General features: G+C 65.0%; 27 protein-coding genes. 21 read left to right on the forward strand and 6 right to left on the reverse strand.

Annotated features, from left to right (window positions below; all coding sequences use genetic code 11):
* Positions 1-26: 26 nt before the first annotated feature.
* Complete coding sequence (gene aceB / locus D580_RS0110450; RefSeq protein WP_018954338.1) at positions 27-1,607, reverse strand: malate synthase A; 1,581 nt, start codon at positions 1,605-1,607, stop codon at positions 27-29.
* Between the two features lie 130 nt (positions 1,608-1,737).
* Between aceB and D580_RS0110455 the strand changes: the two genes are divergently transcribed.
* The 8 genes from D580_RS0110455 to D580_RS0110495 all read left to right on the forward strand — a co-directional run bounded on the left by D580_RS0110455 (position 1,738) and on the right by D580_RS0110495 (position 6,908).
* The gene (locus tag D580_RS0110455; protein WP_018954339.1) at positions 1,738-2,751 is read left to right on the forward strand and encodes a LysR family transcriptional regulator; all 1,014 of its coding nucleotides are present in this window, start codon (positions 1,738-1,740) and stop codon (positions 2,749-2,751) included.
* Between the two features lie 49 nt (positions 2,752-2,800).
* A complete protein-coding gene (locus tag D580_RS0110460) occupies positions 2,801-3,556 on the forward strand; it encodes an FHA domain-containing protein (RefSeq protein WP_018954340.1) in 756 nt (251 codons plus the stop codon).
* A gap of 290 nt (positions 3,557-3,846) precedes the next feature.
* On the forward strand, positions 3,847-4,281 hold the full coding sequence (locus D580_RS0110465; RefSeq protein WP_018954341.1) for a hypothetical protein: 435 nt from the start codon (positions 3,847-3,849) through the stop codon (positions 4,279-4,281).
* Between the two features lie 155 nt (positions 4,282-4,436).
* Entirely contained in the window at positions 4,437-4,955 is a 519-nt protein-coding gene (locus D580_RS0110470) for a DUF1566 domain-containing protein (protein ID WP_018954342.1), read from the forward strand.
* Between the two features lie 295 nt (positions 4,956-5,250).
* The gene (locus tag D580_RS0110475; protein ID WP_026289900.1) at positions 5,251-5,505 is read left to right on the forward strand and encodes a hypothetical protein; all 255 of its coding nucleotides are present in this window, start codon (positions 5,251-5,253) and stop codon (positions 5,503-5,505) included.
* A gap of 328 nt (positions 5,506-5,833) precedes the next feature.
* Positions 5,834-6,019 (forward strand): hypothetical protein, encoded by a 186-nt coding sequence (locus D580_RS0110480; protein WP_018954344.1) that lies wholly within the window; start codon positions 5,834-5,836, stop codon positions 6,017-6,019.
* Entirely contained in the window at positions 6,012-6,383 is a 372-nt protein-coding gene (locus tag D580_RS0110485) for a peptidylprolyl isomerase (RefSeq protein ID WP_269208100.1), read from the forward strand. The genes D580_RS0110480 and D580_RS0110485 overlap by 8 nt, the downstream gene beginning before the upstream one ends.
* 219 nt (positions 6,384-6,602) lie before the next feature.
* The gene (locus D580_RS0110495) at positions 6,603-6,908 is read left to right on the forward strand and encodes a hypothetical protein (protein ID WP_196799736.1); all 306 of its coding nucleotides are present in this window, start codon (positions 6,603-6,605) and stop codon (positions 6,906-6,908) included.
* Between the two features lie 4 nt (positions 6,909-6,912).
* Here D580_RS0110495 and D580_RS0110500 read toward each other — a convergent pair whose 3' ends face one another.
* A complete protein-coding gene (locus D580_RS0110500) occupies positions 6,913-8,076 on the reverse strand; it encodes a mechanosensitive ion channel family protein (RefSeq protein WP_018954347.1) in 1,164 nt (387 codons plus the stop codon).
* An 89-nt stretch (positions 8,077-8,165) separates the two neighbouring features.
* Here D580_RS0110500 and D580_RS0110505 point away from each other — a divergent pair, with 89 nt between their 5' ends.
* Together D580_RS0110505 and D580_RS0110510 are read left to right on the forward strand one after the other, a co-directional pair.
* A complete protein-coding gene (locus tag D580_RS0110505; RefSeq protein WP_018954348.1) occupies positions 8,166-8,378 on the forward strand; it encodes a hypothetical protein in 213 nt (70 codons plus the stop codon).
* 310 nt (positions 8,379-8,688) lie between these two features.
* Entirely contained in the window at positions 8,689-9,402 is a 714-nt protein-coding gene (locus D580_RS0110510) for a DUF3581 domain-containing protein (protein WP_018954349.1), read from the forward strand.
* Positions 9,403-9,499: 97 nt separating this feature from the next.
* Here the strand turns inward: D580_RS0110510 and fabA are convergent, their stop codons facing one another.
* Both fabA and D580_RS0110520 read right to left on the reverse strand, forming a co-directional pair.
* Positions 9,500-10,012 (reverse strand): 3-hydroxyacyl-[acyl-carrier-protein] dehydratase FabA, encoded by a 513-nt coding sequence (gene fabA, locus D580_RS0110515; RefSeq protein WP_018954350.1) that lies wholly within the window; start codon positions 10,010-10,012, stop codon positions 9,500-9,502.
* A gap of 111 nt (positions 10,013-10,123) precedes the next feature.
* On the reverse strand, positions 10,124-10,444 hold the full coding sequence (locus D580_RS0110520; RefSeq protein WP_018954351.1) for a hypothetical protein: 321 nt from the start codon (positions 10,442-10,444) through the stop codon (positions 10,124-10,126).
* Positions 10,445-10,605: 161 nt separating this feature from the next.
* Here D580_RS0110520 and D580_RS0110525 point away from each other — a divergent pair, with 161 nt between their 5' ends.
* Positions 10,606-12,024 (forward strand): hypothetical protein, encoded by a 1,419-nt coding sequence (locus tag D580_RS0110525; protein ID WP_018954352.1) that lies wholly within the window; start codon positions 10,606-10,608, stop codon positions 12,022-12,024.
* A 157-nt stretch (positions 12,025-12,181) separates the two neighbouring features.
* On the opposite strand, the gene D580_RS0110530 is transcribed toward D580_RS0110525, so the two are convergent.
* Positions 12,182-12,613, reverse strand: a complete 432-nt coding sequence (locus D580_RS0110530; RefSeq protein WP_018954353.1) for a rhodanese-like domain-containing protein — start codon at positions 12,611-12,613, stop codon at positions 12,182-12,184.
* Positions 12,614-12,817: 204 nt separating this feature from the next.
* Here D580_RS0110530 and D580_RS0110535 point away from each other — a divergent pair, with 204 nt between their 5' ends.
* Complete coding sequence (locus D580_RS0110535) at positions 12,818-13,474, forward strand: OmpW/AlkL family protein (protein ID WP_018954354.1); 657 nt, start codon at positions 12,818-12,820, stop codon at positions 13,472-13,474.
* A 99-nt stretch (positions 13,475-13,573) separates the two neighbouring features.
* On the opposite strand, the gene D580_RS0110540 is transcribed toward D580_RS0110535, so the two are convergent.
* Positions 13,574-13,807, reverse strand: a complete 234-nt coding sequence (locus D580_RS0110540; RefSeq protein ID WP_018954355.1) for a hypothetical protein — start codon at positions 13,805-13,807, stop codon at positions 13,574-13,576.
* Between the two features lie 150 nt (positions 13,808-13,957).
* Here D580_RS0110540 and D580_RS0110545 point away from each other — a divergent pair, with 150 nt between their 5' ends.
* From D580_RS0110545 to D580_RS0110585, 9 genes are all read left to right on the forward strand, one after another.
* Entirely contained in the window at positions 13,958-14,617 is a 660-nt protein-coding gene (locus tag D580_RS0110545; RefSeq protein ID WP_026289902.1) for a TIGR04211 family SH3 domain-containing protein, read from the forward strand.
* Between the two features lie 178 nt (positions 14,618-14,795).
* Positions 14,796-15,734 carry an MBL fold metallo-hydrolase gene (locus D580_RS0110550; protein WP_018954357.1) on the forward strand — a complete coding sequence of 313 codons (939 nt, stop codon included), beginning with the start codon at positions 14,796-14,798 and terminating at the stop codon, positions 15,732-15,734.
* Between the two features lie 161 nt (positions 15,735-15,895).
* On the forward strand, positions 15,896-16,102 hold the full coding sequence (locus tag D580_RS15440) for a hypothetical protein (protein WP_018954358.1): 207 nt from the start codon (positions 15,896-15,898) through the stop codon (positions 16,100-16,102).
* A gap of 166 nt (positions 16,103-16,268) precedes the next feature.
* Positions 16,269-18,569 carry a putative monovalent cation/H+ antiporter subunit A gene (locus D580_RS0110560; RefSeq protein WP_018954359.1) on the forward strand — a complete coding sequence of 767 codons (2,301 nt, stop codon included), beginning with the start codon at positions 16,269-16,271 and terminating at the stop codon, positions 18,567-18,569.
* Positions 18,566-18,991, forward strand: coding sequence for a Na+/H+ antiporter subunit B (locus D580_RS0110565; RefSeq protein ID WP_018954360.1), 426 nt, complete (start codon positions 18,566-18,568; stop codon positions 18,989-18,991). Before D580_RS0110560 ends, D580_RS0110565 begins: the two co-directional genes overlap by 4 nt.
* Positions 18,992-19,091: 100 nt before the next feature.
* Positions 19,092-19,445 (forward strand): four helix bundle protein, encoded by a 354-nt coding sequence (locus D580_RS0110570; protein WP_018954361.1) that lies wholly within the window; start codon positions 19,092-19,094, stop codon positions 19,443-19,445.
* Between the two features lie 79 nt (positions 19,446-19,524).
* On the forward strand, positions 19,525-19,872 hold the full coding sequence (locus tag D580_RS0110575; RefSeq protein ID WP_012639078.1) for a Na+/H+ antiporter subunit C: 348 nt from the start codon (positions 19,525-19,527) through the stop codon (positions 19,870-19,872).
* Positions 19,869-21,386: a Na+/H+ antiporter subunit D gene (locus tag D580_RS0110580; RefSeq protein ID WP_018954363.1), complete on the forward strand. Its 1,518-nt coding sequence runs from the start codon at positions 19,869-19,871 to the stop codon at positions 21,384-21,386. The genes D580_RS0110575 and D580_RS0110580 overlap by 4 nt, the downstream gene beginning before the upstream one ends.
* Entirely contained in the window at positions 21,383-21,856 is a 474-nt protein-coding gene (locus D580_RS0110585) for a Na+/H+ antiporter subunit E (RefSeq protein ID WP_012639076.1), read from the forward strand. Before D580_RS0110580 ends, D580_RS0110585 begins: the two co-directional genes overlap by 4 nt.

Consider the following 21,856-nt stretch of genomic DNA (forward strand, 5'->3'; position numbering starts at 1 on the left):
CTCAATTCACACTTCGTACTTACGTTTCACTCCAAATGTTCGTACGCAATCAGCGTCAGGAAATCCGCCAGTTCCTCCGCCTTCGTGATGTCCGCGAACAGCTTCGCGGCGAGTTGATAGTGGCCTGACGCGAAGGCCTCATCACCCACCTCCTGGCGGATCGTCTCCATCTCCTCGGGTATGAGTTGCTCGACCATCTCCAGGCTCACGCGCCGCCCGTCGTCCAGCACGCCGCCCGGATGGCGGATCCACTGCCAGATCTGGCAGCGGGAGATCTCGGCGGTGGCGGCGTCTTCCATGAGGTTGTGGATGGGCACCGCACCCCGCCCGCCCAGCCAGGCGGCCATGTACTGGATGGCCACGTTGATGTTGTTGCGCAGCCCCGCCTCGGTGATCGTGCCCTCGGGCACGGCGATCAGCTCATCCCGGGTGGGATCCACGTCGGGGCGTTGGCGCATGATCTGGTTGGCGTCGGGCATGTATTCGTTGAACACCGCCATGGCCACAGGCACCAGGCCGGGGTGTGCCACCCAGGTGCCGTCGTGGCCGTCCTTGACCTCGCGCTCCTTGTCGGCGCGCACCTTGGCGAATGCCGCCTCGTTGGCGGCCTCGTCACCACGCACCGGGATCTGCGCCGCCATGCCGCCCATGGCAAAGGCGCCGCGGCGGTGACAGGTCTTGATCACCAGCTGGGAATAGGCGCGCATGAAGGGCACGGTCATGGTGACCTGGGCGCGGTCCGGCAGCAGGCGGTCGGGGTGATTCCGGAAGGTCTTGATGTAGCTGAAGATGTAATCCCAGCGGCCGCAGTTCAGGCCGACGATGTGGTCCTTCAGTTCCCAGAGGATCTCGTCCAGCTCGAACACCGCCGGCAGGGTCTCGATGAGCACCGTGGCCTTGATGGTGCCGGCGGGGATGCCGAGGTGCTCCTGGGCAAACAGGAACACCTCGTTCCACAGCCGCGCCTCGGTGTGGGCCTGGAGCTTGGGCAGGTAGAAGTAGGGGCCGGTCCCCTGGTCCAGCAGGGTGCGGGCGTTGTGGAAGAAGTACAGGCCGAAGTCGAACAGGGCGCCGGGAATGGCGCGACCGTTCACCCGCATGTGCTTCTCCGGCAGGTGCCAGCCCCGGGGGCGCACGATCAGCACCGCGGTCTGCGCATTGAGCGTGTAGTGCTTCCCCTCCGGGGAGGTGAAGTCGATGCTGCGGTTGACCGCGTCGCGCAGGTTCACCTGGCCCTCCAGGCCGTTGCGCCAGGTGGGGGAGTGGGCGTCCTCCAGGCAGGCCATGAAGCATTTCGCGCCGCTGTTGAGCGCATTGATGAGCATCTTGCGGTCCGTGGGGCCGGTGATCTCCACGCGCCGGTCGCGCAGATCCTCGGGTATGGTGCCGACGGTCCAGTCGGCGGCGCGGATCTCCCGGGTCTCGGCCAGGAAGTCCGGCAGTTCGCCGGCATCGAAGCGGGCCTGGCGGGCCTTTCGGGCGGCCAGCAGGGCATCCACCCGGGGGGCGAAGTGCTCGTGCAGGGCCACCAGGAATTCCAGGGCCTCGGGGGTGAACAGGTCCTCGAAGCCCTCGATGGGGGCGGTGAAGCTCACGGCCTCGTGCATGGTGGTTCCTCCTGCCGTCGGTCGGCTTATTCTGGTTTGTGGTTCGACCTAAGGTAGAAAACCCGCCACTATTTGACTAGCTTATTCAACCTATACTGACTATTAAATTGATCAATGAGGCTGGCAGCCCATGAGCCGATCCGCCGCGCCCCCCGCCACCCCCAACCGCCTGCGCCAGCTGCGTGCCTTCTGCCAGGCGGCCCAGACCGGCAGCATCTCCCGGGCCGCCGAGCGCCTGTGCGTGAGCCAGCCCTCGGTGTCCCTGCTGATCAAGGGGCTGGAGCAGGACCTCAACGTGCTGCTGTTCGAGCGCCGCGGCCCGCGCATCGAACTGACCGCGGCCGGCCAGGTGCTGCTGGAGACCAGCCTGCCCCTGGTGGAGGGCATGGACCACCTGCCGGAGGTGTTCGCCGCGCGCCTGGGTGAGGCGGGGCAGGGCAGCCTGGACCTGGCGGCGGGGGAATCCACCATCCTTTACCTGCTGCCCGAGTACGTGAAGCGTTTCAGCGAGCGTTACCCGGCGGTGAAGCTGCACCTGCACAACGTCACCGGCCGGGACGGACTGAAGATGCTGCGCGCGGGCGAGGTGGACTTCGCCGTGGGCTCCATGATCGACGTGCCCGAGGACATGCACTACCACCCCATCTTCACCTACGAGCCCATGCTCATCACCGCCCTCAACCATCCCCTGGCGAAGAAGAAGAAGGTGAGCCTGGAGGACGTCTCCCCCTGCGGCCTGATCCTGCCGCCGCGGCATCTCTCCACCTGGTCCATCGTGGACCTGGTGTTTCATCAGCACGGCCTGGATTACCACGTGGTGCTGGAGGCCGGCGGCTGGGAGGTGATCAAGAAGTTCGTGGAACTGGACATGGGCGTGTCCATCGTCACCAGCATCTGCCTGACCGGCGAGGAGAAGCTGGCCGCCATTCCGCTGAGCGACTATTTCCCCAAGCGCACCTACGGCGTGGTGATGCGCAAGGGCAAGTTCCTGTCACCCCAGGCCTGCTCCTTCCTGGAGCTTATGGATCCGGATTTCACCCGCTGCCGGCATGCCGACCAGATGCGCATGCTGGGCACGGGCCGCGTCGCGGACATGGTGGAGCAGAGCGTCGATTTCACCGGTCACGACCGCTCCTACCCCTGAAAAAAAATGTCAGAATGACGAACGAGCTCATGCGCCCCTGGACCTGCCCATGATGAAAGTACAGGTACACCACAAGGACAGTCTGATCGCCGTGCAGGCGCTCCCACCCGGCACGACCCGCATCGGGCGCAAGGAAGACAATGACATCGTGCTGCCCGACCGGACCGTGAGCGGGCACCATGCGCGCATTCACCACGCCTACGGCCTGGCAGTGCTCGAGGACCTGGGCAGCACCAACGGCAGCTCCGTCAATGGCAAGCGCGTCACCCGCCGTGCCCTGGAGAACGGCGACATCATCGTCATCGGCAATTGCCAGTTGCGCTTCGAGACCGATGAGAAGGTGCGTACTGACGAGCCGGAGACCCAGGACAGCGGGCCGCCCACCCAGATCCTGCGCGTGAACACGCCCGGGATGCCCCCCGGCCCCGTGGGCGGGAAGGCCACCCAGCACATCCGCAAGCTGCGCGCCGGTGTCTCGTCCGATCCGGCGGAACTCTCCCTGCGCCTGCGCTTCATGAGCGGCCGCAACCAGGGCCGGCATCTCGATCTCATCAATACCGTCACTGCCCTCGGCCAGCCGGGGCAGGAGGTGGTGGCGCTGGTGCGCGAGGCTGGCGGACTGATGCTTCGGGTCATCGAGGTCAACGAGGGCCTGGTGCTGGTCAACGGCGAGGTCGTGGCCGGCGGCACGCGCGCACTCAAGCATCACGACATCATCCAGCTGGGTGAGGTGCGCATGATGGTGCTCTTCGAGCATCCCATCGCCGCCATGGAAAAGGGCACCGAGGACTGGTCCCTGGATTAAGGTCCCTTGTGCCGAATCATGCCTCGTGATGGTGCGTCCTGCGCACTGATCGGGCATATCCGCCAGGCGGTTGTGCGCTCGCCATACCTTGAAGATGCAGCGGGAACAGGCATCAATGCTGTTATCGGTGCCTGATATTTGTGCCTTCGTGCCGTGATGAACGCATCCGGGTCTGTCGGCCGCCGATTCCCCTAAAAAATACTGGTTCGGTTCTTGCTTTGCTGATGGGTTGTGATGCCTGTACCCGGCATCCAAACCCGGATTCCAACCGCACAGGGCCAGACCAGACCATGACCGACCTGCACCTCTCCCCCGAAGCCATGCGACTCATGATCCAGCTGCGGCGCCTGCTGGCCTCGGATCACGATGTGCACGTGGACATGGCGGCAGAGCAGCCCTGGGTGCAACTGTTGGACGCCACCCGTGAATGTCGTGATCGCAAGGCGGATATGATGGCCGAGGCGGTGTGCGACGCGCTCAGTCGGAGCAACCCGGACTCGCTGGTGGACGCGCTGCGCGCGCGCCTGCGCCCCGGTTTCAGCCCGCCCCTGCACGAGCGGCAGGTGGGTTTTCGTCCTGGCAAGGTCTACCGGGGGCAGCGGGTACGCGACGAGCAGCCCTCGGCGCCCTCGCCCGGGGCCGCTCCTGTCGCGCCTGAGCCTGAGCAGCCGGATGCACCGCCGCGCCGCGTACTGGTCTATCGGGGACAGAAACGGGTGGTGTGAGCCGTGCCGGGACAGTGACCGTGCGTGGCTGAAGCATCCGTCACCCGACGGGGCAGATCTTTGGGCTCACGGGTGACAGCCCTTGCGCGCGGTTATACTCAGGCGGTCATGGGCTGCCGGGGTTATTCATGGACTCTTTCAACCGGACTTCTCGCGTGCTCGTCGCCTTGCTGCTGACTTCGCTGCTGCCGGGCGCGGCAGTCGCGGCCGATGAGGGTCGTTTCCAGGTGCTGGACGATGCGGTCGTGCTCGATCGCCAGACGGGGCTGATGTGGATGCGTTGCAGCCTGGGCCAGCGCTGGGAGAACGGGCGCTGTGCCGGCACCCTCGGCGAGTACAGCTGGGACGCGGCCCGTGCCGCGGGCACGGGCTTCAGTCACGCCGGTTTCGATGACTGGCGTCTGCCAGAGATCGACGAGTTGCGCAGTCTGATCCGCTGTTCCGAGGGCATGGATGGCGAGGGCCGGGAGGCGCGTTGCCGTGCCGGTTCTGCCATGCCCACCATCGATACGGATCTCTTTCCCGATACCCCGGACGGCTACTACTGGTCCGCCACGCCGTTTCGCGGCGATCCGCGTCATGCCTGGATCGTGCTGTTCCGCGATGGCGGCGCTTACGACGGGTATGACCGGGACTGGGATCATCACGTGCGGCTGGTGCGCGAAGTGCGCTGAATTCAAAGGACTGCTCTCTCGCGGAGGCGCGGGGGCGCGGAGAAAGACAAGACGATCTCTCGCCAAGACGCTAAGACGCCAAGAAATTATTTTGAATGGCTCTCTCCGTGTCCCCGTGGCCCCGTGAGAGAAAATTGGTTTTCTCCCGGATCAAGTCAAAACCCCGTCCTCTCACGGAGCCACGGGGACACGGAGGAAAGATTCAAAGCGCTTTTCCCCGCGCCTCCGCGAGAGAATCATCCTTTCAACGTTCAAGATAGATGACGAACGCGCGCCGATGCCGTAGGCTCGACCCATGCGCGGACTTGTCCCTCCCGATCCCGAAACCGGCGTCTCCATGCCCCGCTACGCGGTGGTGTACATGCCGGCCCGTGCGCGCAAGCGTTTTCCCGCCGGTTGCGTGCAACTGATGGAGTCCGCGGAGGCTGCCCTGAATGCCGCCGATCCCGCCGCCCGGCAGTTCGCCGCCCAGGTGCTCGGCCCCTCCAAGTCCTCGGAGGGGCAGTACCTCTACTACCTGCTGGAATGGCTCGATCCGGCTGCGCCCTGATCCGGAAAGGCTCTTCTCTCGCGGAGGCGCAGAGGCGCTGAGAAAAACAATGCGATCTCTCGCCAAGACGCCAAGATGCGAAGAAATTATTTCGAATGGCTCTCTCCGTGTCCCCGTGGCTCCGTGAGAGAAAATTGGTTTTCTCCCGGATCAAGTCAAAACCCCGTCCTCTCACGGAGCCACGGGGACACGGAGGAAAAATTCAAAGCGCTTTTCCCCGCGCCTCTGCGCCTCCGCGAGAGAACAGGCTCTTGCACTCATCGCAGGGGCTCCCGCACGGTCCCGGTTTCGTTATAGTGCCGCCAGGTCAGAGCACAGGATCAAGACCATGAATACACTGCCCTGGTATGCGGCCGGTCTCGGCGCGGCCCTGTTGTGGGGGATCCACTATCCCCTGTTCGTGGTGCTGTTCACCTGGCTCCTGTTTCGCCAGGTGCATGTCACGCCCAGCGCCGCCATCGGCGGCGTGCTGGTGATGGCGGGTGCGGCGCTGATCATCTGGAATCATCCCTGAGTCAGGGCAACGGCGGGTTTCCAGGGCGGCCCCGGTCCGGGATAATCGGTCCCGCACATTCACTCATATCGAGGACAGACATATGGCCATGGCAAGCGCCCGCCACCTGCTGGTGGACTCCGAGGAACTCTGCAACGAACTGAAGGCCCGCATCGAGGCTGGCGAGGATTTCGCCGCCCTGGCCAAGGAATACTCCTCCTGCCCCTCCGGGCAGCAGGGCGGTGAGCTGGGCCGATTCGGCCGCGGCCAGATGGTGCCGGAGTTCGACCGGGTGGTGTTCTCCGCACCGGTAAACACCGTGCAGGGGCCGGTGAAGACCCAGTTCGGTTATCACCTGCTGGAGGTCACCTCCCGGCAGGATTGAACCTGCAGGTTCCGCATGACGAGCCCGGTCGATGCATGTCGGCCGGGCTTTTTTGTTTCTCAGCCTTGCGCCTGATAATCGCCGGCCCGCGCGCGGCTCAGCGCCCAGATCCCCAGTGCCGGTCCCGGCAGCAGGAGCCAGCGGTTGTTGTGCGTGCTCATGGTGTGTTCAGGCGCCGCTGCCTATGATCGTCATGGACGGTTGAACGGAGGTGGAACGATGCTGTTGAAAAGAATGGCCGCGTTACTGGCCGTGCTCCTGCTGCTCGCGGCCTGTGCCCAGATGCGGTCCCAGGGTGGCGAGGCCGTCCTGCCCGAGCCTCGCGGCGGGTTCGTCACGGACATGGCCGCCTTCGAGCAATTCATCGCCACGCGCCCGCGCCCCGAGGACTTCCGCAGGGTCTATCCGGACGTGCTGCTGGTGCTGCCCGGCGACATCGCCACCCGGGAGTACCGCATGAACAACAGCCGCTACTTCGCAAGCCTGGATGAGGCGGGGCGCATCACCGGCGGCCAGTTCCAGTAAGGCATCAGCCGTTGCGCGGTGCGGGCGGCGTGCGTTCGTAGAGCGGCTCCATGACCGGCTTGAGCCCCTTGGCGTCGTCGATGAACAGCTGCAGGTGCGGGAAGGGGATCTCGATGCCGGCGGCGTCCAGGGCCTCCTTGATCTGCTCCAGCAGCTGCGCGCTGATGCGCGGCTGGATGTCCATCTTGTCCGGGGTGATCCAGTACAGCACCCGCAGCTCCACAGAGGAGTCCGCCAGCTCCGAGGCGGACACCCCGGGCATCATGTCCGGCGCCTTCAGGACGTCCGGGTGGGCCTCGAGGATGGGCAGGATCACCTCGCGGGCGGCCTTGATGGATTCCTTGTAGGCGATGCCCACCGGGATGCGCACCCGGGTGGGACCCTCGGCGCTGAAGTTGATGATGTCCGAGGAGGCGACGCTGTCGTTGGGGATCATGGTGAAGATGTTGTCCCGGGTGCGCAGCCAGGTGGTGCGCAGGGCGATCTTCATGACCTTGCCTTCCTGGTCGTGGATCCTGACCCAGTCACCGATGCGAAACGGCCGCTCGATGAGGATGGTGATACCGGCGATGAAGTTGGACAGCGTGGACTGGGCGGCGAATCCCACTGCGAGCCCGACGATGCCGAGACCCGCCACCACCGAGAGGATGTCGAAGCCGAACTGGGCGAGCACCGTGACGATGCCGAAGGCCACGATCAGCACCGAGACCACGTTGCGCAGCAGCTGCTCGATGGAGGGGTCCAGGTTGTAGCGCTGCAGCAGGGTGATGAGGATGCGCGTGACCACCGCCCAGGCCAGGTAGAACATGAGCGCGATGAGCGCCGCCTTGGCCACGGCGCCGAGCAGCTCGGTTTTCACCCCCAGCTGGGCCATGATGGCCAGGGCGGTAAGCAGGAAGAAGGCGTAGCGCAGACCGATGAGCAGGGGGTGGAGCACCGTCTCGGTGAGCCGGAAGCGGCGCAGGGTCACCTGCATCAGCCAGCGGATCAGCAGGTAGCCGGCGAGGAAGATGGTGATGAGGATGGCCGAGACGATGAGCTGGCTGGCGATCTTCGCCAGCAGGGCGGTGAAGTCCACATCCCCGGGGCCCAGCACGCTGAAGGTGTCCGACAGGCTTTGTCTGAGGGCCTGCAACAGGTCGGTGGTGAATCCGCTTTCCTGGTCCAATGTCCTGCCCTCGTGTGATGGGATCCGGTCGATAGCTTATCATTGTGCCCCTGCCCATCCCGCCCCGAAGGGCACGAGGTTTTTTCCGGATGCTCAAGTTCCTCACATTGCTGGCCCTGATCTGGTTCGTCTGGTGGCGCGTACGGCGCTTCCTGTGGCACCGGCGTCTGCGTCGGGAGGGCCGGGAGATCCCCGTTGAGAAGGGGCCGCGCCCGATCACCCTGATGGCGGGCCTGCTGCTGGCGGTCTATGGCGGTTACATGCTCTGGCACCTGTTCAGTCTGAGCGGTTCGGGGGCCTGAGCACCCTCTTGGCCCGGACAATGCACCCAGGCGGCCGCCGGCCTGTCGAGGTGCCAGCGGTCTCGCACCCTGTCTCGTTTGCATGGGGCGGCCCTGGCCGCCTGCCGACCGCGAACCTGCGGCTGATGGCGGGCACGGCCCGCCCTATGCTGTTCAGGAAGGCTGACAGGGAGAGACAGGCGCTGAGGTCACGATCATCGCGATCCCTGGTGCAATGTCCTGGCCAGGCATGCCGGCGGCGCCGGGAAGGTATAGAATGCCCGGTCCGGCGATTTGCCCCGGGATTCATGCGTATACACGAAGGTCAGCCATGTTCCTTGCCCCCTTTCATGCCAGCGCCAACGGCCTGGTGACCATCAGTGCCGAGCAGGGCAGTCGCTTTGCCAAGGAGATCGCCGGCGATTTCAATCCCATCCACAACCCGGATGCCAAGCGCTTCGTGGTGCCGGGCGACCTGCTGTTCTCCCTGGTGCTGGACCGCTACGGCCTGAACCGGCGCATGGCCTTCAGCTTCACGGGCATGGTGGGGGCCGGGGTGGCTCTGCGTTTCCCCGAGACCGACGCGCCTGCCTTCGCGGTGGAGGACACCAGCGGCAAGGGCTATCTGAACGTGGAGCGGGAAGGCGCCGTGAGCCGCGAACCGGGCCTGGTGGAAGGTTTCACCCGCGCCTACGTGGCCTTCTCCGGCCAGACCTTCCCCGGCGTGCTGGTGCCGCTGATGCGCGAGCACGGCGTGATGATCAACCCGGAGCGCCCGCTGGTGATCTACGAGGGCATGAGCTTCGATCTCAAGCACCTGGACTTCGTTGCGCCGCAGCTGGAACTGGTGGATGCCAGCCTGGCGGTGAGCGGCAAGCGGGGCGACGTGAGCCTGCGCTTCGGCATCCGCGCCGACGGCGCCCAGGTGGGCACCGGCGCCAAGAAACTGGTGCTCAGCGGCCTGCGGGAGTTTGACGAGGACGACATGGACGCCCTGGTGGATCAGTACGCGGGCTGGAAGGTCGCCTACCAGGGGGGGCTGTAACGCCGGTCCGTAGGTCAGGCTTTTCAGTCCGACAAGCGTGTCTGCCGAAGCATCGCTGTCGGGCTAAAAGCCCGGCCTACGGGTGAGGGCCTCAGGATCAGAAGTTGTCGGTGGAGGTGAACAGGCCCACGCGCAGGTCCTTGGCGGTGTAGATCTCCCGGCCGTCGACGCTGACGGTGCCGTCGGCTATGCCCAGGATCAGCTTGCGGGTGATGATCCGCTTTACGTCCACCTGGTAGGTGACCTTCTTGGCCTTGGGCAGCACCTGGCCGGTGAACTTTACCTCGCCCACGCCCAGGGCCCGTCCGCGGCCCGGGTTGCCCAGCCAGGCCAGGTAGAAACCCACCAGCTGCCACATGGCGTCCAGGCCCAGGCAGCCGGGCATCACAGGGTCGCCGGGGAAGTGGCATTCGAAGAACCAGAGGTCCGGATGGATGTCCAGCTCGGCCTTCATCTCGCCCTTGCCGAAGGCACCACCCTCGTCGGCGATGCGCGTGATGCGGTCCATCATGAGCATGTTGGGCACGGGCAACTGGGCGTTGCCGGGGCCGAACATCTCCCCATGGCCGCATTTCAGGAGCTGGTCACGATCGAAACTTTCTACGCGCATGAAGGCATCCGGTCACAGTCAGAAAGCCGCCTATTGGACCGGATTCTGCGCCGAGGTACAAGGTTACGGGGCTTTACCTTGCCACTTGAGACTTGCCACTAGCCACTTCTCTTATCCATCCCATGGCAGCCGCGCCAGCTCCGCCCGGGTGAAGAAGCGCCCATGGCGCATGAAGCCCGCGATGATGCCATCCTTGAGCGCGGTGATGCGGCCTTCCTCGTCCCGTTCCACCACCCAATGATCCGGCAGGCTGTCCAGCAGGTGCACGGCAGACAGGCTGCCGTCCAGATTCACCGAGAGGTGGGTTTCCTGGCTGTCCAGGTCCCGGAAGGCGGGCAGAAAGCCCAGGATGGCCGCGCCGGCGGTCATCTCCGGGATCTCCCGGTAGGCGGGGCTGGTGATGCGGTCGTGGGTCAGTTCGCTGCTGTGCATGGTCCGGGCTCTCCGTGAGGGCGGTGGTCTGTTCCCCTGTTATGCTTTACGGCAGCGCCCGGGAATTCTTTAATGGGATCTGCGCGCGAACCGATGGGGACCCCGGTGACGGGGCGGTGGGAGGCCTCTTCCCATGGAACACACAAGAACAAGGAGTCTGCATGTCCGCTGAAGCCCTGCTTGGCCTGTGGGCCGAATCGCTGCCGGTGTCCCTGATCATCTGGCTGGTGCTGCTGGTGGTGGTGCTTTACGCCGGCCGGCGCTGGATCGAGCCCCTGGCAGCGACCGTGCTGGGCGGGGTGGACCGGATGCTGCGCTACAGTGCCCGCTCGGTGCGCGCCGCGGCCCGCTGGGTGGACCGCCGCCAGCGCCTGTACCTGCGCTGGCTGGAGCGGGAACGCCTGGACCAGCGACTGTACCGGGAGCTGCGCGGCCTGCATGACCGGGTGAACCGGGACCTGGGGGGGTATCCGGTCCTGCAACACAGCCTGCATGCCCAGATTCAGCGCCTGGAGCGGGACTATCACGCCACCGAGGACGTGCCCCCGCCGGAACCGGCCTGGCTGCGCACCGTGGCGGACCTGGCCGCCAACCCGCCCCAGGGGGATCCCGCGGTGGCGCGGGTGCTGGAAGACATCCATGACGGCCTGCAGCGGGCCAGCCGCGCCTCCCTGGAGCAATACCAGGCGGCCAGCCGCAAGCGACTGGAACTGCTGCGGGACATGCTGCCCGCCTGGCGTGCCCTGGGTGAGCGGCTGCGGGGCGTGGAACAGGCCATCCAGGGGGTGACCGCGCGCAGCCGTCAGGTGGACGAGGTGCTGTCCCGGGAACGGGCCCTGGCCGATGGCGGTCCGGAGCTGGACGCGGGCCTCGGTGTGGGGGCCATCGGGCGCACCCTGCTGGGCCTGCTGTTGCTGGGTCTCATGGCCGTGGCGGCGGTGATGAGCTTTTATCTCATCCAACGCCCCATGGCGGAGAGTTTCGGCATGACCGAAACCCTGGGTCCCTGGCCGCTGGCCTCCGTGGCCGCGGGCCTGCTCATCGCCCTGGGGATCGCCGCGGGCCTGCTGATGACCGAGACCCGGCGGGTGAGCGGCCTGGTGCCCGCCCTGGGCACCCTGGATCAGCGTGCCCGGGCGCGGCTGTTCTGGGCCGGTCTGTTGGTGCTGCTGGTGGTGGCGAGCCTTCAGGGTGCTCTGGCCTTCTCCCGGGACATGCTCCTGGGCCGCGACCAGTGGCTGGCCCTCATCATGTCTGGGGAGCCGGATCCCGTGATGGCCGCGACCCAGTGGATTCCCGCCCTGACCCAGATGGTGATGGGCGTGCTCCTGCCCCTGCTGCTGGCCTTGAGCGCCGTGGTCCTGGACACCTGCCTGCGCCACGGCCGGGCCGTGCTGGGCATGCTTGCCGCTCTTGCCCTGCACCTGCTGGGATTTGCCCTGGGCCTGGCGGGCAGGCTGGTACGCTGGATCGCTGCAATCGTGATGGTGATCTACGGCCTGTTGATCTTCGTGCCGGTGAAGCTTGAGGCCCTGGTGCGGCAGAAGGTCAACGGTCGGGTGCCGGAAGTCGGGAGGTGAAGTCGGAAGGGTGAATTGGGATGTGGGAAATAAAGAAAGGCCGTTCAACTCACCCCAACCCGCTGCCTGAGGGTAGAGGGAGTTGGTTTGATTCGCACTTCCCAATTCACACTTCGTACTTCCGTTCCCACTTCCCAATTCACCCTTCCAACTTCAATCAGCACTGCTCCCACGGCAGCCCGTGAAAGCGCCAGCCGCCCTTGCTGGAGCGGTGGTGGTGTTCGTCCAGGTCGCCCTCGAAACCCTCGTTCACGTTGAACACCTTCCGGATCCCTGCCTCCAGCAGGGCGCGGCCGGCCTCCTTGGAGCGTTTGCCGCTGCGGCAGATGAGCACCACCGGCGCGCAGTCCTCCGGCCCTTCGCACAATACCCCGCCCAGCAGCAGCTTGCGCACCTCGGTGACGAAGTGCGGGTTGATGGTCCAGTCCGGCTCGTCCATCCAGGGGATGTGGATCGCCCCCAGCGGATGCCCCACGAACAGGAATTCCATGGTGGAGCGCACATCCACCAGCAGGGCACGAGGGTTGCCGTGGACCAGTTCGTGGGCCTCCTGGGGGCTGAGGCCCACGGGGGTGAGAGGGTCAGTCATGGCGCATGCTCCCGGGGTGATCTGCTTCAAGCATAGCCTAGCAGTGCATGGGTCAAGGTTTCCGGGATGAATTCAGACTTTGCTTATGTTTATTGATCCGCATCAATTGTTGTCGATCGCGCACCAGTTAGCGTTCCTCTCATGGACACCGCCAAAGACGGTGACGCTCGGTTTCCAACAACCCTTCAGAGGGGAGATGCAATCATGAAAAAATGGCAATCATTCGCAGCCGCCAGCTGCCTGGCACTTTCCGCCGCCCCCGCCATGGCCCTGGATCAGGGCGACATGCTGCTGCGCTTCGGACCGACCTGGGTGATGCCCAATGATGATAGTGGGGCTGTCAGCGCGAACGGCGCTGCTATCGCGGGTTCTGGGGTTGAGGTGGATAATGGCGTTGCGCTCGGGATCAGCTTCACCTACATGATGACGCCGAACCTGGGTGTCGAGGTGCTCGCGGCCACCCCGTTTTCCCATGACGTGAAGGGCAAGGGGAGTCTGCAGGGTGAGGGTACTATTGCCACCATCAAGCACCTGCCGCCCACCGTGTCTCTGCAGTATCACTTCTCGGACTTCGGTCAGTGGCGTCCCTATGTGGGCGCGGGCATCAACTACACCACCTTCTTCGACGAAAAAGGCAAAGGTAACTTCGCGGGTGCGGACGTGAGCCTCAAGGACTCCTGGGGCTGGGCCTTGCAGGCAGGGATGGATTTTGATGTGAACGATCGCTGGTTCGTGGGCGCCAGTGCCTACTACATCGCCATCGACACCACCGCGACCATTCGCGATGGGGGAACCACCTATCGCGTGAACGTGGATATCGATCCCTGGGTCCTGATGGTCGGCGGCGGTCTGCGCTTCTAAACGGCCAATTCAACATTCAAAATTCAAGATTCAAAGGGAGGGCAACGGTCTCTCTTCCCTTGAATCTTGAATCTTGAATCTTGAATTCCGAATCGCGCCTCAGCGCGCCCGCTTCTCCCGCACCAGGTTCACCAGCCTGAGCAGCATGCCCAGGTTCTGTTTCTCCACGGCGCTCACCTTCGGGTCCCGTTCCACGGCATCGCGCCCCAGGCGCTCCAGTTCCGTCAGTTCCTCGTCGCTCAGCTTCTCGAAGTTGAAGCCCTCGCCATAACGGGCCTCCAGGCTGTCGAAATAATCCGCCAGGGGCGGGCGGTAGTCGTCGTCTGTGCTCATGGCGCGGGCTCTTTGGAATGGATTCGCGCCGATTGTAACAGTCCTGAAAACCGTTCCGTTGCGCCGTGTTATGTGACTTTCGCACGGCAGCCTGCGGGCAGGGGCACGTAGAATGTGGCGGTTTTCCTTAGTCCTGCCGGAGGTCTCCGCGTGAAGTCCGTTGTGCTGCTGCTCTGCCTGCTCCTGTTCTCCGCCGCGCTGCACGCGGAGACCGCCTATATCAGCGACGACCTCAACGTGGCCATCCGTTCCGGCAAGACCTTTCAGCACCGCATCATGCGCTTCGTGCCCAGCGGCGCCCGGGTGGAGGTGTTGCAGCGGGACGAGGATGGCTACGTGCTGATCCGCACCCAGGAGGGCACCGAGGGCTGGCTGGAAGGCAGCAACCTCGCCAACCAGCCCCATGCCCGGGATCGGCTCGCCCAGGCGGAACGTCAGCTCGCGACCCTGCGCGATCAGCGGGGAGAGCTACAGGGCCAGATCCAGACCCTGCGCGGCGAGCGTGACGAGGCCCTGGGCCAGGTGCGGCAGACCCAGGCCGAGCTGGAACGCCTGGCCACCGAGATGGAGAATCTGCGCCAGGCCGCCGCCCGGCCCCTGGAGCTGGCCCAGGACAACGAGCGCCTGCGCGGTCTGCTGAGTCAGACGCGCACCCGGGCCGAGACCCTGGAGCGGGAACTGGCCGAGGTGAAACAGACCGAGCAGCGGGAGTGGTTCATGGTCGGCGCCGCCGTCACCGTGGGCAGCATCCTGCTGGGCATCATCCTGACCCGCATCCGCTGGCGCCGCCGCAACGACGGCTGGTCCTGATCTGCATCGATCTCTCGCCAGGGCCAGGGCGGGTCGTTCAGATTGGCAGGTATTGACGACTTGTCTTGGCGACTTTGCGAGAGATCGGCTCTCCCGTTCCGAATGACGGGCTTTGACGGCACGGGATCGAGGGGGATATATTCGGCACATCGAATGTCTCCCTGCCGGAGTGCCTCCCATGGTCCGATTCCTTGCCGCGCTGGCCGTACTGGCTGCGCTGCTCACCACTGTCCAGGCCGATGAGCTGGACGAGATCCTCAAGCCCATCCAGGTCACCGAGCGGGTCTGGTACTTCAAGGGCTCCCTGGAGGGCCGCACCTACGAGAACCAGGCCTTCAACAACAACCTGGCCTTCGTGGTCACCGATGAGGGTGTGGCGCTGATCGACAGCGGCCCGTCCAGTCAGGTGGCCGAGCGCGTGGCCCGGGCCGTGGCCATGGTGAGCGACAAGCCCATCCGCTGGGTGATCAATTCCGGCAGCCAGGACCATCGCTGGCTCGGCAACAGCTACTTCGCCGATCAGGGCGCCGAGATCATTGCCCTGAAGCGCACCGCCGAGACCCAGGCCCGCTTCGCCGATCAGCACATGGCCCGTCTGCAGGGGATCCTGAAGGAGCGCCTGGAGGGCACCCGCCCCATGCCGGCCCCCGAGCCGGTGGACGCGGACCGTCATGCCGTGACCCTGGGCGGCGTGGATTTCGAGCTGATCTACGCGGGCGACGCCCACTTCCCCGGCGATGTGCTGGTGTGGCTGCCCGGCGAGAAGACCGTGTTCACCAGTGACGTGGTCTATCTGGAACGCATGCTGGGTATTCACCCCTGGAGTGACATCCGGGGCTGGCTCGAGGCCTTCGCGGCCCTGGAGGCCCTGGAACCCGAGCACGTCATCCCCGGCCACGGCCGGGCATCGGATCTGGCCCAGGCCCGGGCCGAGACCGGCGACTACCTGCGGGCCATCCACGACGGCGTGCGCGAGGGCCTGGAGAACTGGGAGCAGCTGGACCAGACCGTGGAGCGCCTCGGCGAGATGCCTGAATTCCGCCACCTGACCCACTACGACGAGTGGCACCGGATGAACATCAACCGGGTCTACCTGGACCTGGAAGCCAATCCCTGAGCCCTCGTACACAGATGTCGCTCTTGTAGGAGGCCCGACCCCGGGCCGAACGGGGTTTGGCTCGCAGGTGTTCGCGGCGGGGTCGCCGTTCCTACAGATAACTCAGGACACTAGCCGCCTGCATGATCCGCGCGACCTAGCGGGCGCTGCCCCTGCTGCGCGTGGAAATTTCCGGTCTGTCCATTCGCCTCAAGGGTTGGCGCCAGGACAGCCCCCCGGCCATTGCCCGCATCGAGTACGAGATCATCGTCAGGAACGAGGCCGACGAGGAAATGCTCGATCTCCTGCACCGCAATATCCAGAAAGGCACCATCTTCCACACCCTTAGTAAGGCTACTGCGCTCAAAGACACCGTCCGCGCCGCCTGATCGTCGCAATAATGGGGTTCTTGCATCTTGTCTCTTGTATCTTGTCTCTAGCGCTCTATTTGAAACCCCCGTCCCGCTTCGGTAGGATTCGGCGGGTTCGAGCGCCAGCCCCGCCGAGCCTGGCGCAGCCCATAACCCACAAGAACACGGTAGCCACCATTCCCCCATGCTGTTCGCCGTCCTCTCGGGATTCCTGATCGCCGCGATCGCACCGTGGCTGCACCGCCTCTCCGGCCGCCACAGCGGCTGGCTGCTGGCCTTGCTGCCCGGCGCCCTGTTCGTCTACTTCCTCGGATTCATCCCGGAGGTCTCCGACGGCTCGGCGGTGCGCCTGGTCTATCCCTGGGTGCCGGGGCTCGATATCCAGCTCTCCTTCCTGGTGGATGGCCTGTCGCTGCTGTTCGCCCTGCTGATCTCCGGCATCGGCTTCTTCATCGTCGCCTACGCCGGCCGCTACCTGGAAAAACACCGGGACCTGGGCCGCTTCTACGTGCTCATCCTGTCCTTCATGGCCTCCATGCTGGGCCTGGTGCTGGCGGATAACCTGATCGCCCTGTTCGTGTTCTGGGAACTGACCAGCATCACCTCCTACCTGCTGATCGGCTACAACCACGAGGACAAGTCCGCCCGCCAGTCGGCCCTCCAGGGCCTGTTCGTGACCGTGGGCGGCGGCCTGGCCCTGCTCACCGGCTTCATCATGCTGGCCATCGTCGGTGGCAGTTACGAGCTGTCCGAGATCCTGGCCTCCGATGGTCTCCAGGAGCATGCCTGGTACCTGCCCATGCTGCTGCTGATCCTGGCCGGGGCCTTCACCAAGTCCGCCCAGGTGCCGTTCCATTTCTGGCTGCCCAACGCCATGGCCGCGCCCACGCCGGTGTCTGCCTACCTGCACTCCGCCACCATGGTGAAGGCGGGCGTGTACCTGCTGGCACGCCTCAACCCTGGTCTGGGCGGCACCGAGACCTGGCTGCTGATCCTGTCCCTGTTCGGCGGGCTCACCATGCTCACCGGCGTGTTCCTCTCGGCGCGTAGCACGGGGGTGAAGAAGGTGCTGGCCTATTCCACGGTCATGGCCCTCGGCACCCTGGTCATGCTGATCGGCGTGGGCACCGAGACCGCCATCATCGCCGCCGTGACCTTCCTGCTGGCCCATTCCCTGTACAAGGGCGCGCTGTTCCTGATCGCCGGCATCCTGGACCATGAGGCCGGCTGCAAGGACTTCCTGCAGACCGGCGGTCTGCGTCGTGCATTGCCGGTGACCACCTTCTTCGCCGCCATCGCCGCCCTGTCCCTGGGCGGTGTGCTGCCCCTGTTCGGTTTCATCGCCAAGGAGCTGATGCTGGAGGCGGTGCTCGAGGCCCCGAGGGTCGCCGGCATCCTGACCGCCTTCGCCGTGCTCACCGCCATCCTGGGCGTGCTGGTGGCCGCCATCGTGGGCATCAAGCCCTGGTTCGGCCCCCGGGTGGAGACCCCCAAGACGCCCCACGAGGCGCCCCCGGCCATGCTCGCCGGTCCCGCCGTGCTGGCCTCCCTGGGCCTGATCTTCGGCCTGGCGCCGTGGCTCGCCGAGGGCGGCATCCTGGCCGCCGCCGCCACGGTCGTGTACGGCGCGCCGCTGACGCCGAAGCTGGCGCTCTGGCATGGCATCAACGCGCCGCTGATGATCAGCATCGCCGGGCTGGTGCTGGGTCTTTTGCTTTACACCCAGTGGGCGCGCTTCCGTGCCGCCTTCACCTGGCTGGACCCCCTGGCCAGGCAGATCGGGCCGGAACGCCAGTACGAGCGCATCATGGCCGCCATGGTGGCCAGTGCCGACTGGCAGACCCGGGTGTTGCAGAACGGTTACCTGCGCTACTACCTGCTGGTCATCCTGATCACGACCCTGCTGATGGTGGGCATCACGGCGCAGATCTACGACATCTCCATCGGGGAACTGTCCTTCAGCGGCGTGCAGCTGCAGGAATGGGCCATTCTGGGCATCATGCTGGCCGCCGCGTTCGTTGCGGTCACCTTCCGTTCCCGTCTGGGCGCGGTGGCCTCCCTGGGTGCGGTGGGCTTCGCCGTGGCGCTGATCTACGTGCTGTTCAGCGCGGCGGACGTGGGCATCACCCAAGTGCTGGTGGAGACCCTCACCGTGTTGCTGCTGGTGCTGGTGCTGTTCCGCCTGCCGGGCTTTTTGAACCTGTCCTCGCGACTGGTGCGTATCCGCGACGCCATCGTCGCCCTGTCCGTGGGCGGCATGATGACCCTGCTGATGCTGAGCACCACCCACACCCGTCTCTACGACAGCATCTCCAGCTATTTCGTGCAGGAGAGTGTTCCGTTGGGCTATGGCCGCAACATCGTCAACGTGATCCTGGTGGACTTCCGCGCCCTGGACACCCTGGGTGAGATCTTCGTGCTGGCACTGGCCGCCGTGGGTGTCTACGCCATGATCAAGCTGCGCGCGGAGGACAGCCGCAAATGAACATGCAGTCCCTGATCCTGCGCACCGCGGCCCACTTCCTGCTGCCGCTGCTGATGCTGTTCTCCGTGTTCCTGCTGTTGCGCGGCCACAACGAGCCGGGCGGCGGTTTCATCGGCGGCCTGGTGGCCGCGGCGGCCATCCTGCTGCATCTGTTCGCCATGGAGATCAAGTCCGCCCGCAGTGTGCTGCACGTGGATCCGCGCACCCTGATGGGCGTGGGCCTGGCGCTGGCGTCCCTGTCCGCCGTGCCCGCCGCCTTCCTGGGCCAGGCCTTCTTCACCGCCCAGTGGCTGACCCTGGACGTACCGGCCCTGGGCGAACTGAAGGTGGGCACCGTGCTGCTGTTCGACATCGGGGTGTACCTGGTGGTGATCGGTGCGGTGCTGACCATCATGCTGTCGCTGGCCGAGGCGGAAGACTGATTTGAAGTGGGAAGTGTGAATTGGGAAGTGGGAATGGAAGTGCGAGGTGGGAATTGGGAAGTGAGAAGTGAATAGATAACGATCAGGGAGGCTCCGGGTCATGGATGATTTGCGGGGCAGGACGAAGCGCCTGGCGCTTAACGTAATTCGATTTGTGGGGCAGCTGCCGGGGTCAATGGAGGGGCGAATCATCGGTAGGCAGGTACTGCGCTCGGCGACATCGGTGGGCGCGCATTATCGGGAATGCCGACACAGCCGCTCCCGGGCGGAGTTCAGAAGCAAGCTGGGCCTCGCCCTGCAGGAGCTTGAAGAGACGCTCTACTGGCTGGAATTGTTGAAAGAATCCAAGGTGTCCGCGGGCCCAGGGCTTGAGGCACTCATGTACGAATGCGACGAGTTGATCGCCATATTGATTGCATGCATCAAAACAACCAAACAATCAGGCAAGGCATGATGGCCAATGCGAGGGTAGGTGAAGCGGGTTTCCATTCCCACTTCCCAATTCTCCCTTCCCATTTCAGGAGCGTTTCCACATGGAAACGTTAATGGCTTTCGCCGTCGGCGGCCTCTATGCCGCCGCCATCTACATGATGCTGCGCCGCTCCATCGTGAAGCTGGTGATCGGCCTGGTGCTGCTGTCCAACGCGGCGAACCTGCTGATCTTCACCGCTGCGGGCATGGACCGCGGCCTGCCGCCGCTGATCCCGGAAGGTATGCTGGTGCCCGACGGCCCGGTGGCCGATCCCCTGGCCCAGGCCCTGATCCTCACCGCCATCGTGATCGGCTTCGGTGTGCTGGCCTTCGCCGTGGTGCTCATTCACCGGGCCTACGAGGTGGTGCGCGCCGATGACATGGACCAGATGAAGGACACCGACACATGAGCACCATGGTCGCGTTGCCCGTACTGCTCCCGTTGATCGCGGGTGCGGTGTCCCTGGCCCTGTGGCGGTCGCGCTTCGCCCAACGCTCCATCGGCGTGGTGGCCAACCTGGCGCTCATGTGGGTGTCGGTGGAACTGCTGCTGCTCACCTGGAACGAGGGCATCCAGGTCATGCACATGGGCAGCTGGCCGGCGCCCTTCGGCATCGTGCTGGTCTCCGACATGCTGGGTGCCATCATGGTGGTGCTCACGGCCATCATCGGCCTGGCCACCGCCGTGTATTCCCTCTCCGGGGTGAGCCGGCGCCACGAGCACTACGGGTACTACCCGCTCATGCACCTGCTGCTGGCGGGTGTGAACGGTGCCTTCCTCACCGGCGACATCTTCAACATGTACGTGTGGTTCGAGGTGATGCTGGTGGCCTCCTTCGCCCTGCTGATCCTGGGCGGCGAGCGGGCGCAGATGGAGGGCGCCATCAAGTACGTGACCCTGAACCTGCTGTCCTCGGCCCTGTTCCTGTCGGGCATCGGCCTGCTCTACGGGCTGACCGGCACCCTGAACATGGCGGACATCGCCATGAAGCTGAACAGCGTGGAGGACACCGGCCTGATCACCGTGATCGCCATGCTGTTCATGGTGTCCTTCGGCATCAAGGCCTCCGCCTTCCCTTTCTTCTTCTGGCTGCCGGCCTCCTACCACACGCCCCAGGTGGCGGTCTCGGCCCTGTTCGCCGGCCTGCTCACCAAGGTGGGTGTGTACGCCCTGTTCCGGGTGTTCAGCCTGATCTTCGACCACGACGTGGGTTACACCCACACGCTGCTGCTGTGGATGGCGGCGCTCACCATGCTCACCGGCGTGCTCGGCGCGGCTGCACAGTTCGAGTTCCGGCGCATCCTGTCCTTCCACATCATCAGCCAGATCGGCTACATGATCCTGGGCCTGGCCCTGTTCACGCCGCTGGCCATCATCGGCGGCGTGTTCTACCTGATGCACCACATCATCGTGAAGGCCAATCTGTTCCTGGTCAGCGGCGTGGTGTATCGGCTCAAGGGTACCCATGAACTCAAGGACCTGGGCGGGCTGTACCGCAGCCATCCCTGGCTGGGCGTGCTGTTCCTGATCCCGGCCCTGTCCCTGGCCGGTCTGCCGCCCCTGTCCGGCTTCTTCGCCAAGTTCATCCTGATCCGCGCCGGCGTGGAAGTGGAGGCCTGGTGGGTCGTCGCCGTGGCCCTGGTGGTGGGTCTGCTGACCCTGTATTCCATGATCAAGATCTGGGCGGAGGTGTTCTGGAAGGCCCAGCCGGAAGGTGTGTCGCACCCGGTGGATCCCGCGGCCCACCAGGGTGGCCTCTGGCTCATGGTGCTGCCGATCGTCGGTCTGGGACTCATGACCCTGTTCATCGGCCTCTGGGGCCAGCCCATCTACCTGCTGGCCGAGCGGGCCGCGGTGGAGATGCTGGATTCGTCCCGCTATATCGATGCGGTGCTGGGCTCGGCCCAGGGGGTGCGGCCGTGATCGCCCTGGTCTGGAACTTCGCCCTGGCCCTGGCTTGGGTGGCGCTCACCGGCAGTTTTACCGGCGTCAACCTGCTGGTGGGTTTCGTGCTCGGCTACGTGATCCTGGGCTTTGCCCTGCGCCACAAGCCGGTGTTCGCCAACTACGTGAGCAAGGTGCCGCGCTTCATCCGTTTCATCGGCTTCTTCATTTCCGAGCTGGTCATGTCCAACCTCAAGGTGGCCTACGACGTGCTCACCCCCACCCATCACATGCGCCCGGGGGTGATCGCCTTTCCGCTCGAGGCGCGCACCGACGGTGAGATCACCATCGTGGCCAACCTGATCTCCCTGACGCCGGGCACCCTGAGCCTGGACGTCTCCAGCGACAAGAAGGTGCTCTACATCCACGTGATGTACCTGGATGACGAGCGGCAGGTCCATGACAGCATCAAGTACCTGGAGTCCCGGGTGCTGGAACTGCTGCGTTGA

This window comes from Thioalkalivibrio sulfidiphilus, from assembly GCF_000377945.1.
Taxonomy (GTDB): Bacteria; Pseudomonadota; Gammaproteobacteria; order Ectothiorhodospirales; family Ectothiorhodospiraceae; genus Thioalkalivibrio_A; species Thioalkalivibrio_A sulfidiphilus_A.

Bases quoted from the DNA above. Each gene is read 5' to 3' on its own strand.
- aceB (WP_018954338.1), bottom strand. From the start codon at position 1,607: ATGCACGAGGCCGTGAGCTTCACCGCCCCCATCGAGGGCTTCGAGGAC.
- D580_RS0110455 (WP_018954339.1), top strand. From the start codon at position 1,738: ATGAGCCGATCCGCCGCGCCCCCCGCCACCCCCAACCGCCTGCGCCAG.
- D580_RS0110460 (WP_018954340.1), top strand. From the start codon at position 2,801: ATGATGAAAGTACAGGTACACCACAAGGACAGTCTGATCGCCGTGCAG.
- D580_RS0110465 (WP_018954341.1), top strand. From the start codon at position 3,847: ATGACCGACCTGCACCTCTCCCCCGAAGCCATGCGACTCATGATCCAG.
- D580_RS0110475 (WP_026289900.1), top strand. From the start codon at position 5,251: ATGCGCGGACTTGTCCCTCCCGATCCCGAAACCGGCGTCTCCATGCCC.
- D580_RS0110480 (WP_018954344.1), top strand. From the start codon at position 5,834: ATGAATACACTGCCCTGGTATGCGGCCGGTCTCGGCGCGGCCCTGTTG.
- D580_RS0110495 (WP_196799736.1), top strand. From the start codon at position 6,603: ATGCTGTTGAAAAGAATGGCCGCGTTACTGGCCGTGCTCCTGCTGCTC.
- D580_RS0110505 (WP_018954348.1), top strand. From the start codon at position 8,166: ATGCTCAAGTTCCTCACATTGCTGGCCCTGATCTGGTTCGTCTGGTGG.
- D580_RS0110510 (WP_018954349.1), top strand. From the start codon at position 8,689: ATGTTCCTTGCCCCCTTTCATGCCAGCGCCAACGGCCTGGTGACCATC.
- fabA (WP_018954350.1), bottom strand. From the start codon at position 10,012: ATGCGCGTAGAAAGTTTCGATCGTGACCAGCTCCTGAAATGCGGCCAT.
- D580_RS0110520 (WP_018954351.1), bottom strand. From the start codon at position 10,444: ATGCACAGCAGCGAACTGACCCACGACCGCATCACCAGCCCCGCCTAC.
- D580_RS0110525 (WP_018954352.1), top strand. From the start codon at position 10,606: ATGTCCGCTGAAGCCCTGCTTGGCCTGTGGGCCGAATCGCTGCCGGTG.
- D580_RS0110530 (WP_018954353.1), bottom strand. From the start codon at position 12,613: ATGACTGACCCTCTCACCCCCGTGGGCCTCAGCCCCCAGGAGGCCCAC.
- D580_RS0110535 (WP_018954354.1), top strand. From the start codon at position 12,818: ATGAAAAAATGGCAATCATTCGCAGCCGCCAGCTGCCTGGCACTTTCC.
- D580_RS0110540 (WP_018954355.1), bottom strand. From the start codon at position 13,807: ATGAGCACAGACGACGACTACCGCCCGCCCCTGGCGGATTATTTCGAC.
- D580_RS0110550 (WP_018954357.1), top strand. From the start codon at position 14,796: ATGGTCCGATTCCTTGCCGCGCTGGCCGTACTGGCTGCGCTGCTCACC.
- D580_RS0110560 (WP_018954359.1), top strand. From the start codon at position 16,269: ATGCTGTTCGCCGTCCTCTCGGGATTCCTGATCGCCGCGATCGCACCG.
- D580_RS0110565 (WP_018954360.1), top strand. From the start codon at position 18,566: ATGAACATGCAGTCCCTGATCCTGCGCACCGCGGCCCACTTCCTGCTG.
- D580_RS0110570 (WP_018954361.1), top strand. From the start codon at position 19,092: ATGGATGATTTGCGGGGCAGGACGAAGCGCCTGGCGCTTAACGTAATT.
- D580_RS0110575 (WP_012639078.1), top strand. From the start codon at position 19,525: ATGGAAACGTTAATGGCTTTCGCCGTCGGCGGCCTCTATGCCGCCGCC.
- D580_RS0110580 (WP_018954363.1), top strand. From the start codon at position 19,869: ATGAGCACCATGGTCGCGTTGCCCGTACTGCTCCCGTTGATCGCGGGT.